Genomic DNA, 16,878 nt, shown 5'->3' on the forward strand with positions numbered 1-16,878 from the left:
GTTCGGGTCCTCGAAATTATAGGGGTCGCAGCGCCTGATAGGCGCGTTTTGAGAAGGCCAAGGGCGCGGCATCGCGGCTCAGCGCCTGCTGAACGCGCCCGATGAAAATGCGGTGCGTGCCCGCGTCATATGTCGTCTCGACCGTGCAGTCGAAATTGGCTGTGGCACCGGTCAGGACCGGCGCGCCTGTTGCAGCGCTCTGCCACGCGGCGCAGGTGAAATCATACGGGGCAATGTCCCCCGGACGACCGGCAAAGCAATTGGCAACATCGGCTTGATCATCGCGCAAGAGATTGACGCAAAAGGCATTATTCGCCTCGATCGCATCAATTGCAGGGCTGCGCCGGTTGATGCAGACCAGAACCAGCGGCGGCTCCGCCGAGACGGAGGAAAACGCGCTGACCGTGACGCCAAAGCGCCCGGCGGGGCCGTCGGTTGTGACCACAGAGACCTGCGTGGCCGCGCCCGCCATGGCCGCGATAAACCTGTCCGGTGCTTCGTGGTCCAGGGGGCCGTTCTGCATGCGCATTGCCATTGTCATGATCGCTTCCTCCGCTGGTTTCAGCCTAGTCCATCCCATGAATTTGGCAAAATTCATTGTTTTAAGGATATGAATAGTTTTAGACTAATTCATGCATCGATTTACCCTGCGCCAGCTTGAATATCTTGTGACCTGTATCGATTGTCGGTCAGTGGCCGGCGCGGCGGAAAGGCTGAATGTGTCGCAGCCCACGATTTCGGTGGCAATCACCAAGCTGGAAAGCCAACTGGGCGTCCAGCTGTTGCTGCGCCACCAGTCGCGGGGCGTGACAGCCACAGCCGCCGCCGAAAAAATACTGCAATCCGCCCGCAGCCTTTTGGCCCATGCCACCGATCTGGAACGCCAGACCATGGAGACCGGCACCACCCTGGCCGGTGACGTGCGGTTGGGCAGTTTCAGCACCTTGGCGCCAACCGTACTGCCCGGCCTGATCCAGGCGCTCAGCGTTCGGCACCCGGGCATCCAGATGCAGTTGCAGGAAGGTCCGCAGGACCGAATTGTCGACGCGCTCTACGAAGGTCAGCTGGACATGGCGCTGCTCTATGACATCGACCTGCCGGATGATTTGCGCAAGGTCGTGTTGGCCCGCCGAGAGCCCTATGTCGCACTGTCGGCGGATCACCCGTTGGCGGCTCAGTCTTCCGTGGCGCTGGCCGATCTGGTCGATGAGCCGCTGATCCTGTTGGAGGTGGCCCCGAGCCACGATTATTTTCTGGGTCTCTTCACCTCTGCGGGGCTGGTCCCGAACATCGCGCATGCCTCGCCTTCCATCGAACTGGTCCGCGGCATGGTGGGCAATGGGCTGGGTTATTCGCTTCTGGTCACCCGGCCAGATGGCGATACCACGTATGACGGCACGGCTCTGGCCATCCGCCCGCTGCGGGACGCGGTGCAATCCAGCGTCATGGTCATGGCCAGCCTTGCGTCGCTCCGCCCTACCGCGCTGATGACACAGATCGAACAAACCGCCGTTGATGTGATGGCTGGTACCTGACAAGGTCTGCCACAGCACCGCCGTGCGGCAGGCCCCGCCGGACAGAACTCCATACCAGCAGACACGAAAATGCCGCGCCGGATTTTCACCCCGACGCGGCACAATTCTGTAGAGCGTTCGATCAGAACAGGAAGTCGTTCACATCGAGATCGGCAAGCCGAACGTTCTTGAGATAGATCGAGTTGTCACCACCGGTATCGATCAACAGGTGGTTACCGTCCTGAGTGGTCGCCGCCAGAACATCCGAGAGGTTCTGCAACGCGCTTACACCCGAGAAATCGATCTTTTCAGCATCGTCCAGCGCATCGAAACCCTTGAGCGTGTCGTTGCCATGGCCATCGGCGAACTGGAACACATCGCTGCCGGCCTGGCCGATCAGCTTGTCATCGCCCGTGCCGCCGTTGAGTGTGTCATCACCCATGCCGCCCTTGAGCTTGTCGTCGCCCTGACCGCCGTTCAGACGATCTTCGCCACGGTTCCCGACAACAGTGTCGTTGGAGCCCTGACCCGACAGCACGTCATTGTCACGACCGCCTTTCAGCTTGTCATCACCATTGCCGCCGTTGAGCGTATCGGCACCCTCTTTGCCTTTGAGCGTATCATCGCCGCCCATGCCGTTCATCACGTCGGCACCGTCTGTTGCGATAATCTTGTTGCTCGTATTGTCGCCATCCAACATCGGCATATCCGGCGGTGCATCATCTTCGCCGTGGGTGTGATCGTGACCGTCATGGTTGTGATCATGGCCATCATGGTTGTGATCGTTATTGGTGGTATCGTCGTTGGTGGTGTCGTCGTTGTTGGTGTTAGTGTCGTTGTTAGTCTGATCTTCACCGGTGGTTTGGTCATCGTGATTATGACCATCTTCATTGCCATCGGTGCAGCAAGAGGGGCAATCGCAGCCATCGGCATGTTGTCCGCCGGTGTCATCCTGAACGCCGTAAATTTCCTGAATGCCCGCAATATCGTCAGCCTGAAGGCCGATCTTGCGGACGGTTGGTGTCATGATCGAATCCGAACTGACATGACCCAGACCGAGAGCGTGGCCAATCTCGTGCAACACAACGGCGGCAAACAGCGCCGGGTCGTTTTCAAACTGTGCAATTGTGTCGAGCAGAATGTCGCCCGCAATCGCCGAACCCCAGGATGATGGATAGAATGCATAGCCCGCTGTGCCACCGGGAATGGCACCAAAGTAGATGCGGATGTCGGCGTCAACGCCTGTACCCGCAGCACCGCCCTGATCAGCCACTTGCTGAAATTCGATATCACCGTATTTGGACCATTCCGCGAATTGATCCGCAATGACCTGTTCAAAGTCATAGCTCAGGAAACTGTTTCCTGAGACGGATTGTTCAGTCTCGATACCAAACCGCGTAATATCAGTCCCTGCAGCAGCAATGCTCCATGTTACTGTACCGCCCGCTGTACCAAGCTGACTTGATCCCCATTTCGTTCCGACCACGTTTGCCACTTCAGACACCTCGATGCTAGTCGCAGCCAAGCAAAGAAATAGCGTCCAGAGACAGCAGCAATCTCATGCTCAACGGCGATCCCGTTGCACCCCCAATTTTCCGGCGGTCCCCCCGCTGGCCTAAAAAAGGTTAACGCCCAATAAAGGCCGAAATTTGATCGCAACGCCACAGCTTTGCCCTAATCCGTGGTTCAGCCCATGAAAAAAGGCACAAATTTAAGGACCTTAGGCAAAAAACCGGCTTGCCACACTTGGGCCGCGTCGCGTTTTTGGGACGAATCGGTTGTGCTGGAAATTGGGCGATTCTGTCGGGGCGGTAGGAAAAAGCGCCTGGAAACGCAGCGCCGCTACACTTTCGTGGCGGACGGATTGGGTGTCACGGCCTGACGTTTGAGGACCATCTCGCGCCAGCTGATGAAGCTGACAGATGCCACAATCACCGTGCCGCCGAGGATGACAAAGACATCCACGCCCTCACTGAAAAAGAGCCAGCCCACCAGCACCGCCCAAACCAGTTGCAGAAAACTGACCGGTTGGGTCACCGCCAGCGGTGCGGCGGCAAAGGCCATCGTCATCGTGTAATGCCCACCGGTCGCAAGGCAAGCCACGCCAAACAGCAATGCCGCCTCGGTCAGAGTGGGCGTGACCCAATTCATCAAGGCCAGCGGTGTCAGGCCAATGGTCACGATGATCGACAACATCGCCACCACAACGGCGGGGCTCACGCGGTTGGTCATCAATTTCGCCAGCAGGTACGACACCCCAAAACAGACCGCCACAAAGAGCATGGCCAGATGACCGGATCCCACCTCGCGAAAGCCCGGGCGCAAAATGATCAGCGTGCCAATCAGAGCCGCACAGATCGCCAGCACCCGCCGAAGCGCCAGTTTTTCGCCCAGAAAGAGCGCGGCACCCAAGGTGACGTAGATCGGCGACAGATAGTTCATCGCCGTCACATCCGCGATCGGGATGCGTGCCATGGCATAAAACCACAACGCCACCGCCCCGGTATGGGCAATGCCGCGCACGGTGAACATCATCCAAAGCTGCCGGTCGAATTGTTGGCGCATCAGCGAGCCAATCATCGGGATGAAAAAGATCAACCCAAAGGCGTAACGCAGGAACGCAGCCTCTGGCGCCGGGATGCGCGTGCCCATGGTTTTGACCAACACGGTCACCCCGACAAACTGCGCGCCGGTGATGATCATCCAGAAGACACCCCAGCCCGGGCGCGAGACGGGTTCAGTCTGCATCTCAGAGCGGCCAGATCATGGGGATAAAGAAACTGGCCAGCATCCCCACCGTCAGGTTCAACGGGATGCCAACACGCATGAAATCGGTGAAGCGATATCCACCGGGCCCGTAAACCAGCGTGTTGGTCTGATAGCCGATTGGCGTAGCGAAACTTGCGCTTGCCGCCACCATGACGGCCACCACCAAGGGCCGCGCATCAATGCCCATTGCATCGGCGAGCCCGATGGCAATCGGGGTGACCACGACGGCCACAGCATTGTTGCTGACCAGCTCCGTCAGGACCGAGGTCAGCAGATAAATCGCCCAGACCACCAACACGCCCGGTAGCATCGAAAGCGCCGGTGCGATGGCATCCACGATCAGTTTGACCGCGCCCGAGGCCTGAAGTGCCGCCCCCACGGCAAGCATGGAAAAGATCAGCGCCAGCAGACGGCCATCGACAAAGGAAAACGCCTCATCCGCGTCAATGCAGCGGGTCAGGAAAATGAGGGCCACGGCAAGGATGGCCAGAAAGAAAATCGGTGCCACGCCAAAACCCGCCAGCGCGACAATGCCGACAAGCGCGGCAATGGCGATGGGCGCATGGCCCCGCCGATAGGCACGTGCCGAAGGCTGCGAGACATCGACCAAATCCATATCGCGCGCCAGCCGCTGGATGTCTTCGGCTGAACCTTCGAGCAGAAGCGTATCACCCACCCGGACGATCAGATCATCCAATTGCCGGCCAATGTTCTGGTTTCGCCGATGCACGGCCAGCGGATAGACCCCGTAGCGCCGCCTCAGGCGCAGCGACCCCAGGGATCGGCCCACCATCTTGCAACCCGGCGTGATCAGCACCTCCACCGTCGTGGTTTCCACGGCAGACACCTGATCCACCCGCTTGAGGCTCTTGTTGCGCTGCAGGCTCAGAAGCTCGGTCATCTGGGTGCGCAAAACCACCCGGTCACCGACCTGCAGTTCAACGCCCTTGAGATTACGCCGCAGGGACAAATCCCCGCGGATCACATCGACCAGACGCACACCTTCGCGCTTGAAGAGCTGCACACCGGTGACTTCGCGACCAATCAGGTTCGAATCCGGTGGCACAACCGCCTCGGTAAAGAACTTCATCTTGGAGCGGTCCGAGAGCATATCCGCCATGCTGTCACGCGCAGGCAGCAGATATGGCCCGACAAAGCGCAGGTAGATCGCGCCCCAGGCCACCAAAGCGATGCCCAGAGGGGTGACCTCGAAAATCGAAAACGGTTCAAGACCTTCGGCCCGTGCGACGCCGTCCACCAGCAGGTTGGTCGAGGTGCCGATCAATGTAAGCGTGCCGCCCAGAATGGCCGCATAGCTGAGCGGGATCAGCAATTTGGACGCGGGAATGCCCAAGGACCGGGCCAGTTGCACAAAGACCGGGATCATGACCACCACGACCGGCGTGTTGGACACAAATGCGGACGAGATCACCACAAATACCAGCAGCATTGCGATTGCCATTTTCGGGTTCACCCGCGCCTGTCGATCCGCGACCGAGGTGAAGGCATCCAGCGCGCCGGTGCGCACCAAGGCCCCCATCACGATAAACATCGCCGCAATTGTCCAGGGCGCCGGGTTCGACAATACCGCAAGCGCATCGTCATAGGGCAAAAGCCCCATCGCCAACAGCAATGCGGCACCGGTGATGGCCACCACTTCGGTCGGATAGGATTCGCGCACAAAGAGGATGAACATCAACGCCACAACGCCTAAAGCCAGCAGGCCCTGCGTCGTCTGTGAAAGATCAAGATACTGGATCACACTGATCGGTCCCTTTGCGGTCTCGTCTCAGTGTCCTCCATGCCAAGGCCGGGAGCAAGCAGGATACTCCGCCGGGGTTGCACCAGAAACATGCCCATCAACATGAGGCCCAGGGCGGCCCAGACATAGCCCGAATAGCTTTCGTTCAACAGCAGGATTGACCAGACCACACCACAGCCGGTCACCAGGTAACTGGTTTGCGCGGTAAAGACCGAACCTGCGCGCCCTACCATCCAGACATAGGCAGCATAGGTGATGGCGTGCAGCACCGCCGCCCCCACAAGGGCCCATTCGGCGATGCCAAACCCGGCCAGCGGGTTGATCCAATGGCCCGACACCAGTGCCAGCGGAAAGACCAGGATAAGACCAACGATGGACGCGCCCAGAATGACCTGCACGGAATCGAGCCCTTGGGTACCCCATTTTGCCACCAGATTGCCCTCGGTCGCATAGAGGAGCGGCGCCAGCAGGGCAATCGGCACAAAGGCCGCCATCGCGGGGTCCGGCAAGCTCGCCTCGGGGCCCATCAGCAGAAGGATCCCGCTGAGGCCGACCGCCAGCCCAAAGAGCCTGCGCCATGCAAAGTTTTCGTTGCCCATGGCCAGCGCGATGGGCAATGAAAACATCGGCACGCTGGAGATGATGATCGACATGACACCGCCGGGCAGCCGGGCCGCGGAAAGATAAAAGAAGACATCCGGCATCACGGCACCTGTCAGTGCCACCATGATCAGCAGCCGCCAGTATTGCCGACCCAACTCCACCTTTTTGCCGCGGATGATGCAGATCGCACCCAGAACCAGCACGACAACAACCAATTGCCAGAAGATCAGGCCAAAAGGCTGATGGCCGGTGCTGACCGCAATTTTCGAGAGCGGGACAGACAGCCCCCACCCCGCTCCCATGAGAAACAATATCCCATATAGCGACGTGTTCATGGCCCGGCTTGCTCGAGCCGGCCACCCTGGCGAACCATCTGAACGCGCGTGGCCAGACCCGTCTTGTCGTCGGTTTCGATGTAGAGACCCGCAAGCGTCGCCGCCTCAAGCGCGGGCGTAAACCGTCCCTTGGGCATGCCGGTCACAAAGCGACGCATCGGTTCGGCTTTGTCCATACCAATGACGCTGTTATAGTCGCCGCACATGCCCGCATCCGCCTGAAACCCGGTACCGCCGGGCAGGATCTGTGCATCGCCCGTGGGAATATGCGTGTGGGTGCCCACCACCACACTGGCGCGACCGTCGCAGAAATGGCCCATGCCCATCTTCTCGCTTGTGGCCTCGCAATGGATATCCACCAGGGCCGCCTGGACGGCACCGCCCACCGGATGCGCGCGCAAGACCGCGTCAACGGCGGAAAACGGATCATCAAAGGCGCGTTTCATGAACACCTGCCCCAAGGCCTGCGTCACCAGTATCTTGCGCCCGCGTTTGTCGGCAAACACCCGGTGGCCCCGCCCAGGCGCCCCCTTGGCATAGTTCAACGGCCGCAGGATACGCGGCTCGGTTTCGATGAATTGCAGCATGTCTTTTTGGTCAAACGCGTGGTCGCCCAGGGTGATGCAATCCGCACCCGCCTCGAGCAGAACCTTGGCATGGGCGCCGCTCAATCCCATGCCCCCGGTGGCGTTTTCGCCATTGATGACCACGAAATCCAGACGCCAGTCCTCGCGCAGTCGCGGGAGCCTCTCGACCACAGCCGTCCTGCCGGCCCGGCCCATAACATCGCCCAAAAACAATATCTTCATGGCACCAGCCGTAGGCGGCAGCGCTTCTGCGTGCAAGCCCTAAGCGTCCGGTGTCAGATACTGGGCCTCGTATTCAACCGGAAAATTAACCGATCTGGCGATGAAACAGGTCTTGTGGATGTCGCCATGGATGGCATCCGCACGGGCCAGATCAGTGCCCTCGGGCACGGTGATCTGCGGCCTCAGCGTGGCGCGCAGAAATCGGCTGGCGCCGGTCTTGTCGGTCTCGCCCACCGCCAGTGGATCATCCACATAGGATTGCACGACTATGCCCGCCGTGCTGGCCAGATGCAGATACCACAGCATGTGACACGCGCTCAGCGCCGCAATCAGCATATCTTCGGGGTTATGCAGGGTCGGATCACCCCCCAGAAGCGGGTCATTGGAGCAATGTATCACCGGCTTGCCCGGCGTTTCGACATTCCATGTGCGGTCATAGGCGCGGTAGCTGGTTGTCCCCTGCCCCCGATTTCCGGTCCAGACAACGCGGGCGGTATAGTCATGTTCAGCCATGGCAAGGATCCTTTTTACAGCGCATCGCGCCTTGGGCGCAGTTGTAAAAGCTTCGCCCCGAGATGCAACATGCGGGGCGTGGAAAAGGTCCACATTGCTTGCCTGAAATACCGTTTGGAATAGCGCAGATCAGCAACTGAATGTTTGAAAATCCAAAAAGAATAACCATATACGAGTCTCTGCACTTAAGGAGATTTAGATGGCACTTTTCAGCATTACCTACGACCTTGTTAAAGAGAAGGACTATGGCGCTCTTATTCAGAGACTCAAAGAACTTGACACCGTAAAGGTACAGTTTTCGCAGTGGTTTTTGTCTATCGACAACACAGCCTTGGAAGTTAAGAATCACTTGGCTAGTTTACTGGATGACGACGATAAATTGATGGTCGTCGAGTTCGCGAAAAAACCTTCTTACACAAAGGCCTTTTCTGGAACCAACGATTGGATCGCTGAGCACATTTAGATCTCGTCTATTGGCTCTCTCTATCGCCGCTTTTTTCCAAAAGACAATTCGGTTATCTGGCGCAGACCACTTGAGAACAAAATAAGAACATTGTAAAGTCACGCCCATGACTGCGCAAACCCTGTCCCGCCGTTCCCATCATGTAGCCCCCGCCTTGCCGGTTCTGGGGGATGTGACGCTAACCCTCAAACGCCTGCATGAGGTGTGTGGCCCGGCGCGGCGCACCTTCGCCATGCTGGTGGCGGCTGCCACGAAGGGGCCTGTCTATTGGATCACACCCGCCTGGCAGGCCGACCAGCTGAACCCCGATGGCATGGTCGGCTTTGCCGGGCCGGAACGGTTTACCTTTCTCTCACCCGGACGCGCCGAAGATGTGCTCTGGACGCTGGAGGAGGTGCTGCGCAGTGGCTCGGTGCCCTTGGTCATCGGCGATATTCCCGGCCCGCCCAGCCTGACCGCCGTGCGCCGCCTGCATCTGGCGGCCGAAACCGGCGCGGGGCAAGGCAAGTGCACTCCGTTGGGCATCATCCTGACCCCCGGGGATGGCGGGGCGGCGGGGGTGGAAACCCGTTGGCATATGGCCCCGGCCCATACCCCGGAACAGCGCGCCTGGACGCTGGAGCGCCGCCGCGCGCGCACCGATCCGACAAGAAGCTGGCGCCTGACAGGGCGGCCCAAGAACTGGCACCTGACGCAAACGTGACAAAGCGTTGGCGGCAGGTAAAAATTCCACGCCTATCTATCCTGCATGCAACGACTCATCCTCATTCTTTTCTGTCTTCTGCCCAGCGCTGTTTTGGCCGGACCCGAAAGCTACCGACTGGACGCCGCACGATCGAGCGTCGACTTCACCTATGATTTCGAGGGCACCGCGAAAACCGGCCAGATGCCCGTCATTTCGGCTGATCTGTTGCTCGACCTCGATGATGTGCCCGCCAGCCGTGTTCTGGTGACCCTCAATGCCGATGCCGCCCGCGCCGGATTTATCTTTGCCACCGAAGCGATGAAAAGCCGCAAGGTGCTGGACACAAACACCCACCCCGAAATCCATTTCCGATCCACCCGGATCGAAGGCGACCTGCGCGGCGCCCGCATCACCGGTGATCTCACCATTCGCGGTGTCACCCGGCCCACCACGCTCGATGCCCGTCTCTTTCGCCAACGCGGCACCGAAGTGACCGATCGCAGCAATCTTCTGATCGAGCTGACCGGTCAGGTCAGCCGCAGCGCGTTCGGGGCCGCAGGCTACAGCGCTCTGGTTGGTGACACGATCGGATTGCGGATCATGGCACGGATCAACAAGTAACACCCTAAAACGACACGGATTTGTCGATTAACTGCTGGCACGTCCCAACGGGGGTGACATGGTGGGCGCATTATGCGCACGCTGATTTCCTTTGCCGCCCTCTTTCTGTCCGTGATCCTGTTGCAGCTTTCGACCGGCGGCGTCGGGCCGCTCGATGCGATCTCAGGGCTGGCGCTCAGCTTCAGTACCGCAGAGATCGGCCTCCTCGGCTCGGCGCATTTCTTCGGCTTTTTCATCGGCTGCTGGTGGGCGCCGCGCCTGATGGGCAGCGTCGGCCATTCGCGCGCATTCGCAACCTTCACATCGGCGGGCGCCATCGGGCTTTTGGCGCATATGCTCTGGATTGATGCCTATGCCTGGGCGGTGATGCGGATCGCGTCGGGCATGTGCGTGGCCGGGTGCTACACGGTGATCGAAGCCTGGTTGCACGCCAAGGTCACCAACAAAACACGCGGGCGCGCCATGGGGGCCTACCGCGTGGCGGATATGGGGGCATCCCTGGCCGCCCAAATGCTGATTTCCGTATTGGAACCTGCCTCTTACGTCTCCTACAACCTTCTCGCTATCGTCTGTTGCGCCTCGCTCTTACCGCTGACCTTGACCAAGGCATCGCAACCCGAAACGCCTGCCGCGCCGCGACTGCGGCCAAAGCTTCTGCTGGAATGCTCACCCCTCGCAGCCGCCGGCGTGCTGGTTGCAGCTCTTTCCAGCGCGTCCTTCCGGATGGTGGGCCCGGTTTATGGCCAACAGGTCGGCCTTCAGGTCGAACAAATTGCCTGGTTCCTGGCCGCCTTTGTTCTCGGCGGTGCTTTGGCGCAATACCCCGCCGGGTGGCTCGCGGATCGTTATGACCGACGCCATGTGCTGATCGGCCTTTCCGCCGCCGCTGTGATCAGCTGCGCGGTGAGCGCCTTTGCCGAAGGGCTTGGCCCCAATGGCGTGATGATCGCGGCGTTTTTCTTCGGGCTGACGACGTTCCCGATCTTCTCCATCTCCGCCGCCCACGCAAACGACTTCGCCGACAATTCACAACGGGTGGAACTGTCCGCCGCGCTGATGTTTTTCTACGCGCTTGGGGCCATTGCCGCGCCTTTGCTGGCCTCGAAACTCATTGACGCCTACGGCCCGCCTGCCATGTTCGTGATGATCGCTGTCGGGCACCTGCTGCTCGTCTTCTTCAGCCTCGTGCGCATGAAGGCCCGCGACACCCGCACCGAACGCACACCTTATATCTGGAGCCCGCGCACCAGCTTTACCCTGGGCCGCCTGACCAGCCGGTTGCGCGACAAGCGCTAGCACTGCCCCGCAAGCTGCGGTAAACGGGGCGCCAACGCGATACGAAAGCAGGCGATTCATGGCACGACATCTGATCACTTCGGCCATTCCCTATATCAACGGGATCAAACATCTGGGCAATCTGGTGGGCTCGCAATTGCCTGCGGATCTCTACGCGCGCTACCTGCGCGGGCGCGGTCATGAGGTGCTGTTTCTTTGTGCCACTGATGAACATGGGACGCCCGCAGAACTTGCCGCTGCCAAGGCCGGAAAACCGGTGGCGGACTATTGCGCCGAGATGTGGGAGGTGCAGGACAAGCTGGGTCAGGGGTTCCGTCTCAGCTTTGACCATTTTGGCCGCTCATCCAGCGCGCAGAACCGCGCCCTGACCCAGCATTTTGCCGGACGTCTGCATGACGCGGGCCTGATCCGGGAAGTCAGCGAAAAGCAGGTCTATTCCAATGCCGATGGCCGGTTTCTGCCCGATCGGTACATCGAGGGCACCTGCCCCAATTGCGGATATGACAAGGCGCGCGGGGATCAGTGCGAAAACTGCACCAAGCAGCTTGACCCGACCGACCTGATTGAGCCGCGCAGTGCCGTGTCCGGCTCCACCGATCTGGAAGTGCGCGAAACCAAGCATCTCTATCTCTGCCAGAGCCAGATGCGCGATGAGCTGAACGCCTGGATCGACAGCAAGACAGACTGGCCGATCCTGACGACATCCATTGCCAAGAAATGGCTGAACGACGGTGATGGGTTGCGCGACCGCGGCATCACCCGCGATCTGGATTGGGGTGTGCCGGTCAAACGCGGCGATCAGGACTGGCCGGGCATGGAGGGCAAGGTCTTTTACGTCTGGTTCGACGCGCCGATTGAATACATCGCATGCGCACAGGAATGGCAGGACGCAGGCAAGGGAACCGATTGGGAACGCTGGTGGCGCACCGACAAAGGCGCCGATGACGTGACCTATACGCAGTTCATGGGCAAGGATAACGTGCCCTTCCACACGCTCAGCTTCCCCTCGACCATTCTGGGCAGCGGTGAGCCATGGAAGCTTGTGGATTATATCAAATCTTTCAACTATCTGAACTACGATGGTGGTCAGTTCAGCACGTCCCAGGGCCGCGGGATATTCATGGACCATGCGCTGGAAATACTACCATCGGATTACTGGCGCTGGTGGCTCCTCAGCCACGCCCCCGAAAGCAGTGACAGTGAATTCACTTGGGAAAATTTCCAGAGCTCGGTCAACAAGGATCTGGCGGATGTGCTGGGCAACTTTGTCAGCCGCGTCACCAAATTCTGTCGCTCGAAATTTGGCGAAGAGGTGCCATCAGGCGGCAGCTTTGGCGCGCAGGAAGAAGCGTTGATCACCGAATTGACCACCCGCATCCGCGCCTATGAGGGCCATATGGAGGCGATGGAGGTGCGCAAATCCGCCAATGAACTGCGTGCGATCTGGGTGGCGGGGAACGAATACCTGCAATCCGCCGCCCCTTGGACCGTTTTCAAGGAAGACCCGGACACTGCCGCCATGCAAATCCGCCTGGCCCTCAACCTCATTCGGCTTTACGCCGTGCTGAGCGCGCCATTTATCCCTGATGCCGCCGCCGCCATGCGTGCCGCGATGCAAACCGAAGATGAAACATGGCCCGATGATGTAAGCGCAGCCCTGACGACCCTGCCCGCAGGCCACGCTTTCAGCGTGCCGGATGTGCTCTTTGCTAAAATCGCTGATGAAGATCGCGAAGCCTGGCAGGAGCAGTTTTCGGGCACGCGCAGCTGATCCAACACCGCCGCCCGTGCTCGCCCCGGCTTAAAACGTGATGACCTCGTCTTCGGTGACCATCATGTTGAGCGGCTGATCCGTGGGCTCCAACGGCAAATCTGTCGCCTCCTGTGCGGAATAGGCAAATCCGATCGCCAAGGTCGGGCGGCGCGATCGCAACAATTCCAACGTGCGATCATAGAACCCACCGCCATAGCCCAGCCGTCCGCCCTGACGGTCAAACGCGACAAGGGGCACGATCACGATTTCCGGCTCAAAGAAGTCATCCACCGCCGGAATCTGGGCGCCAAACGGGCCATCCTTGAGCGCGCAACCGGGCTCCCACCGTGAAAACATCAACGGCATTCCGGCGGCTTCAATCACCGGCACCCCCACGGGGCCATGGGCGGCGGCCTCCTCCATCGCGGGCAGCGGGTTGATCTCGGTCCGGATGGGCATGAAGCCCGACATCGGCACGCCGCGGTAACCCGCCAACACCCCCGACAACAGCCCCGCGCGGCCAGTGCCACCTGCGGCATGCGCCGCCTTGCGCCGGGCAAAGGCCGCCTTGCGCGCGGCATCCTTGCGGGCCTGCAGATCGCTCATAACAGGACCATCGCCGCAAGGCCCAAAAAGGCAAAGAAACCAACCACATCCGTGACAGTTGTGACAAACGCACCCGAGGCCAATGCCGGATCAATCCCCATGCGGTTCAACACCACCGGGATGACCGTACCGGCAAATCCCGCGACAACCAGATTGATCACCATCGCCGCCGCGATGATGTAGCCGAGCTCCGGCCCGCCAAACCACAAAACACCCACAATGCCCATCACAACGGCAAAGATCACGCCATTGATCAGACCCACCATGCATTCCCGCCGGATCACCCGCCAGACGTTGGCGGATGTGAGATCTTTCGTGGCAATCGCCCGCACCGCAACGGTCAGGCTCTGGGTCCCTGCATTGCCACCCATGGACGCCACGATCGGCATCAACACGGCCAGCGCGACAAATTGCGAAATCGTGTTTTCAAACTGCGCAATCACCAGCGACGCCAATATTGCCGTCACCAGATTGACCGCAAGCCAAGGAAAGCGGCGCTTCGTCGTGTCGATGACTTTGTCGCTCAGATTGCTTTCGCCCACCCCCGCCAGACGCAGGATATCCTCTTCGTGTTCTTCATCCAGCACCACCATGGCGTCATCTATGGTGATCACCCCCACCAACCGCTCGCTTTCATCGACGACGGGCGCAGAGATCAGGTGGTATTGGTTAAAGGCATAGGCCACATCTTCTTCATCCTGGGCCACCGGGATGATGTGGAAGGTCTCCTCCACAATCGTGTTCAACAGAACCTCACGACGCGATGCCATGACCTTGCCGAGCATCACATTCCCCACCGGACGCAGCCGCGGATCGACCAGCACGATATGATAAAACTGATCCGGCAAATCGTCCTGATCCCGCATGTAATCAATGGCTTCGCCGACATTCCAATGCTCAGGCGCCATCACCACTTCGCGCTGCATCAAACGGCCCGCGGAATATTCCGGGTAGGTCAGCGATTGCCGGACGGCGACCCGGTCACTGTCTTCCAGAACCTCCAGAATGGCCTCTTGCTGGTGGTCTTCCAGATCCTCGACCAGATCGACAACGTCATCCGATTCCAGCTCACGCACCGCATCGGCCAGAACCTCAGGGTGCAGGATCGCAATCACTTCTTCACGGATGCTTTCATCAAGCTCCGTCAGCAGATCACCGTCAAACTCCTCACCATAAAGGGCAACCAGACGTCGGCGGTCAAAGGCGTTGATCTGCTCCAGAAGGTCGGCAATGTCGGCCGCGTGCAGCGGTTCCATCTCCTGCCAGAGCAGTTGCTGGTCATCCTGATCGACGGCCTGAATGATCCGGGCAACAGCCTGCGGATCAAGCGCGTAGGCATCATCGTCCCGTGTATCGGCCTGATCCTCAGACCGGCCCTCTGGGGGGTGTCTACACGGTTTTCGTCGGGGTCTTTTTGGTCATGTTCGCCAGCCATGTGCCCCTCCTTTCCGCGCTTGTGTCGAGGATTACTGAAACACCCCCGGGAAAACAACGAAAATAGGCAGGATCACGGGCCAATTTCTGGCTAACCTTGCGTGGCGTCAGAAATCCGTAGGCGCGCCGCCCTCCGACTTGCGTCGCTCAACAAAGGCAGCCAGTTCCTCGCGGATCGCGGCATCCATCGGCGGGGCCTCAAAGCTGGCGATAATGTCCTTGTAGGTCTGATGCGCGCGCTGCGCTGTCCAGACACCGCCTGCCGCCTCCCAGGCTTCGAAATTGCGCCAATCGCTGAGATAGGGCTGGTAAAACGCCGTAGTATAGCGGTCCTGCGTGTGCTGGATGCCAAAGAAATGGCCCTGATCGCCCACCTCCTTGACCGCATCCACAGCAATTTCATCGGGGCCTGTGGCCGTCAGCATCGGATCCATATAGCGCTGAATTTGCTGCAGAATCTCGCAGTCCATCACGAATTTTTCGGGGCTGGCGATCAGCCCGCCCTCAAGCCACCCCGCCGCGTGATAGACCATATGTGCGCCTGCCTGCACCGCGGACCAAAGGCTGTTCGAGGTCTCCCACATCGCCTGTCCGTCCGGCACGTTGGCCGCACAGACCCCGCTGGCCCGCATCGGCAGATTGTAGAACCGGGCCAGTTGGCCGGTCATCTGCGTCGCACGCATGTATTCGGGCGTGCCAAAGGCGGGTGCGCCAGATTTCATATCCACGTTCGAGGTAAACGTGCCGATCGCGCAGCAGGCACCCGGACGGATGATCTGGGCCAGCACGACGGCCACCAACCCTTCCGCCAAGGACTGTGCCACCGCGCCGGACATGGTGACAGGGGCCATCGCTCCGGCCAGCGTAAAGGGCGTGACCACAAGACCCTGATTGCGCCGCGCCAGACGCATCCAGCCATCCAGCATGGGATAGTCATGTTTGAGCGGCGAGGTGGAGTTGATGTTGGTGTACATCTTCGGGCCAGATTCGAATTCGGCATCCGTGTGCCCGCCCGCGATGCGCACCATCTCCATCACGTCTTCAACCCGCTCCTTGCCCAGACAATAGGCATGCGCCACCTTGTCGGTCAGCGTCAGCTTGTCATAGAGCACGTCCAGATGCCGGATGCTGGCATGAATGTCCTGCGGCTCCACCGGGTAGCCACCGACGAAATGGATGCAATTGAAATATTGACTTAGTTTCAACAGGTTCTGGCACATGTCTCGTGTGCCCGTCACCTTCTTGCCAATCTCCATATCCCAATAGCTGGGCGGCGAGGAGACGTTACCGAAATTCAAGTGGTTGCCCCCGATGGTGATCTGGCGCGCCGGGTTGCGCGGCGTGATCGTCCATTGGCTCGGGGCCTTGGCCACCATTTCCATCACGAAATCACGGCCCATGCGGACGTTTTCACCGTTGATCGTACAGCCGCCCGAGCCGCGCAAAACCTCGACCGCTTCTTCGTTCAGAAACTCGATCCCGATCTCTTCGAGGATGCGCATGGCACCTTCATGGATCGCCTGAATCCCCTCTTCGGTGAGCGGTTCGGTCGGGCGGTCCGTGTTGATCGGCGGGCTCCATGGCATCTGTTCGATGGCGGCTGATCCGCGCCGCTCGGCGCTCCCTGCCCGCCCGCCGCTGCGTTTTCTGCGTTTGGTTTCGGTTGCCATGATCTGCCCTCCGGCCGCTGTCTCCCCACATGGAAGCACCAGATA

Annotated in this window: 15 protein-coding genes and 1 pseudogene; 6 read left to right on the forward strand and 10 right to left on the reverse strand. The window is 59.8% G+C overall.

From position 1 onward, the window contains the following. Positions 1-16: 16 nt before the first annotated feature. The gene (locus ACZ1HJ_RS17560) at positions 17-541 is read right to left on the reverse strand and encodes a flavin reductase family protein (protein ID WP_472719930.1); all 525 of its coding nucleotides are present in this window, start codon (positions 539-541) and stop codon (positions 17-19) included. Positions 542-632: 91 nt separating this feature from the next. Between ACZ1HJ_RS17560 and ACZ1HJ_RS17565 the strand changes: the two genes are divergently transcribed. After that, positions 633-1,535, forward strand: coding sequence for a LysR substrate-binding domain-containing protein (locus ACZ1HJ_RS17565; RefSeq protein WP_472719931.1), 903 nt, complete (start codon positions 633-635; stop codon positions 1,533-1,535). Positions 1,536-1,656: 121 nt separating this feature from the next. Here the strand turns inward: ACZ1HJ_RS17565 and ACZ1HJ_RS17570 are convergent, their stop codons facing one another. The 6 genes from ACZ1HJ_RS17570 to ACZ1HJ_RS17595 form a co-directional block, all read right to left on the reverse strand. Next, on the reverse strand, positions 1,657-3,009 hold the full coding sequence (locus ACZ1HJ_RS17570) for a matrixin family metalloprotease (protein WP_472719932.1): 1,353 nt from the start codon (positions 3,007-3,009) through the stop codon (positions 1,657-1,659). A 347-nt stretch (positions 3,010-3,356) separates the two neighbouring features. Beyond that, positions 3,357-4,262 carry a DMT family transporter gene (locus ACZ1HJ_RS17575; protein ID WP_472719933.1) on the reverse strand — a complete coding sequence of 302 codons (906 nt, stop codon included), beginning with the start codon at positions 4,260-4,262 and terminating at the stop codon, positions 3,357-3,359. Between the two features lies 1 nt (position 4,263). After that, on the reverse strand, positions 4,264-6,042 hold the full coding sequence (locus tag ACZ1HJ_RS17580; RefSeq protein ID WP_472722231.1) for an SLC13 family permease: 1,779 nt from the start codon (positions 6,040-6,042) through the stop codon (positions 4,264-4,266). Then, positions 6,042-6,983, reverse strand: coding sequence for a DMT family transporter (locus ACZ1HJ_RS17585; protein WP_472719934.1), 942 nt, complete (start codon positions 6,981-6,983; stop codon positions 6,042-6,044). The genes ACZ1HJ_RS17580 and ACZ1HJ_RS17585 overlap by 1 nt, the downstream gene beginning before the upstream one ends. Then, positions 6,980-7,792 carry a TIGR00282 family metallophosphoesterase gene (locus tag ACZ1HJ_RS17590; protein WP_472719935.1) on the reverse strand — a complete coding sequence of 271 codons (813 nt, stop codon included), beginning with the start codon at positions 7,790-7,792 and terminating at the stop codon, positions 6,980-6,982. Before ACZ1HJ_RS17590 ends, ACZ1HJ_RS17585 begins: the two co-directional genes overlap by 4 nt. 39 nt (positions 7,793-7,831) lie before the next feature. After that, positions 7,832-8,305 carry an OsmC family protein gene (locus ACZ1HJ_RS17595; protein ID WP_472719936.1) on the reverse strand — a complete coding sequence of 158 codons (474 nt, stop codon included), beginning with the start codon at positions 8,303-8,305 and terminating at the stop codon, positions 7,832-7,834. 199 nt (positions 8,306-8,504) lie between these two features. On the opposite strand from ACZ1HJ_RS17595, the gene ACZ1HJ_RS17600 reads away from it, so the two are divergent. From ACZ1HJ_RS17600 to metG, 5 genes are all read left to right on the forward strand, one after another. Beyond that, a complete protein-coding gene (locus ACZ1HJ_RS17600; protein ID WP_472719937.1) occupies positions 8,505-8,768 on the forward strand; it encodes a hypothetical protein in 264 nt (87 codons plus the stop codon). A 106-nt stretch (positions 8,769-8,874) separates the two neighbouring features. Then, complete coding sequence (locus tag ACZ1HJ_RS17605; protein WP_472719938.1) at positions 8,875-9,471, forward strand: ImuA family protein; 597 nt, start codon at positions 8,875-8,877, stop codon at positions 9,469-9,471. A gap of 45 nt (positions 9,472-9,516) precedes the next feature. Further along, positions 9,517-10,074 (forward strand): YceI family protein, encoded by a 558-nt coding sequence (locus ACZ1HJ_RS17610; protein WP_472719939.1) that lies wholly within the window; start codon positions 9,517-9,519, stop codon positions 10,072-10,074. Positions 10,075-10,146: 72 nt separating this feature from the next. Next, a complete protein-coding gene (locus ACZ1HJ_RS17615; RefSeq protein ID WP_472719940.1) occupies positions 10,147-11,370 on the forward strand; it encodes an MFS transporter in 1,224 nt (407 codons plus the stop codon). A 58-nt stretch (positions 11,371-11,428) separates the two neighbouring features. After that, positions 11,429-13,141 carry a methionine--tRNA ligase gene (gene metG / locus ACZ1HJ_RS17620; RefSeq protein WP_472719941.1) on the forward strand — a complete coding sequence of 571 codons (1,713 nt, stop codon included), beginning with the start codon at positions 11,429-11,431 and terminating at the stop codon, positions 13,139-13,141. A gap of 30 nt (positions 13,142-13,171) precedes the next feature. On the opposite strand, the gene ACZ1HJ_RS17625 is transcribed toward metG, so the two are convergent. The 3 genes and pseudogenes from ACZ1HJ_RS17625 to ACZ1HJ_RS17635 form a co-directional block, all read right to left on the reverse strand. Next, positions 13,172-13,729 carry a 5-formyltetrahydrofolate cyclo-ligase gene (locus tag ACZ1HJ_RS17625; RefSeq protein WP_472719942.1) on the reverse strand — a complete coding sequence of 186 codons (558 nt, stop codon included), beginning with the start codon at positions 13,727-13,729 and terminating at the stop codon, positions 13,172-13,174. Next, a pseudogene (mgtE, locus tag ACZ1HJ_RS17630) lies at positions 13,726-15,078 on the reverse strand (magnesium transporter); the annotation flags it as partial. The gene ACZ1HJ_RS17625 and the pseudogene mgtE, both read right to left, overlap by 4 nt. A 192-nt stretch (positions 15,079-15,270) precedes the next feature. Then, a complete protein-coding gene (locus ACZ1HJ_RS17635) occupies positions 15,271-16,833 on the reverse strand; it encodes a trimethylamine methyltransferase family protein (protein ID WP_472719943.1) in 1,563 nt (520 codons plus the stop codon). Between the last annotated feature and the right edge of the window lie 45 nt (positions 16,834-16,878).

The sequence above is a fragment of the Roseovarius sp. JB2-10 genome (assembly GCF_055693585.1).

Coding starts and splice junctions, on each gene's coding strand:
- ACZ1HJ_RS17635 (WP_472719943.1), bottom strand. CDS start 16,833: ATGGCAACCGAAACCAAACGCAGAAAACGCAGCGGCGGGCGGGCAGGG.
- ACZ1HJ_RS17610 (WP_472719939.1), top strand. CDS start 9,517: ATGCAACGACTCATCCTCATTCTTTTCTGTCTTCTGCCCAGCGCTGTT.
- ACZ1HJ_RS17585 (WP_472719934.1), bottom strand. CDS start 6,983: ATGAACACGTCGCTATATGGGATATTGTTTCTCATGGGAGCGGGGTGG.
- ACZ1HJ_RS17605 (WP_472719938.1), top strand. CDS start 8,875: ATGACTGCGCAAACCCTGTCCCGCCGTTCCCATCATGTAGCCCCCGCC.
- ACZ1HJ_RS17615 (WP_472719940.1), top strand. CDS start 10,147: ATGCGCACGCTGATTTCCTTTGCCGCCCTCTTTCTGTCCGTGATCCTG.
- metG (WP_472719941.1), top strand. CDS start 11,429: ATGGCACGACATCTGATCACTTCGGCCATTCCCTATATCAACGGGATC.
- ACZ1HJ_RS17590 (WP_472719935.1), bottom strand. CDS start 7,792: ATGAAGATATTGTTTTTGGGCGATGTTATGGGCCGGGCCGGCAGGACG.
- ACZ1HJ_RS17600 (WP_472719937.1), top strand. CDS start 8,505: ATGGCACTTTTCAGCATTACCTACGACCTTGTTAAAGAGAAGGACTAT.
- ACZ1HJ_RS17575 (WP_472719933.1), bottom strand. CDS start 4,262: ATGCAGACTGAACCCGTCTCGCGCCCGGGCTGGGGTGTCTTCTGGATG.
- ACZ1HJ_RS17595 (WP_472719936.1), bottom strand. CDS start 8,305: ATGGCTGAACATGACTATACCGCCCGCGTTGTCTGGACCGGAAATCGG.
- ACZ1HJ_RS17560 (WP_472719930.1), bottom strand. CDS start 541: ATGACAATGGCAATGCGCATGCAGAACGGCCCCCTGGACCACGAAGCA.
- ACZ1HJ_RS17565 (WP_472719931.1), top strand. CDS start 633: ATGCATCGATTTACCCTGCGCCAGCTTGAATATCTTGTGACCTGTATC.
- ACZ1HJ_RS17625 (WP_472719942.1), bottom strand. CDS start 13,729: ATGAGCGATCTGCAGGCCCGCAAGGATGCCGCGCGCAAGGCGGCCTTT.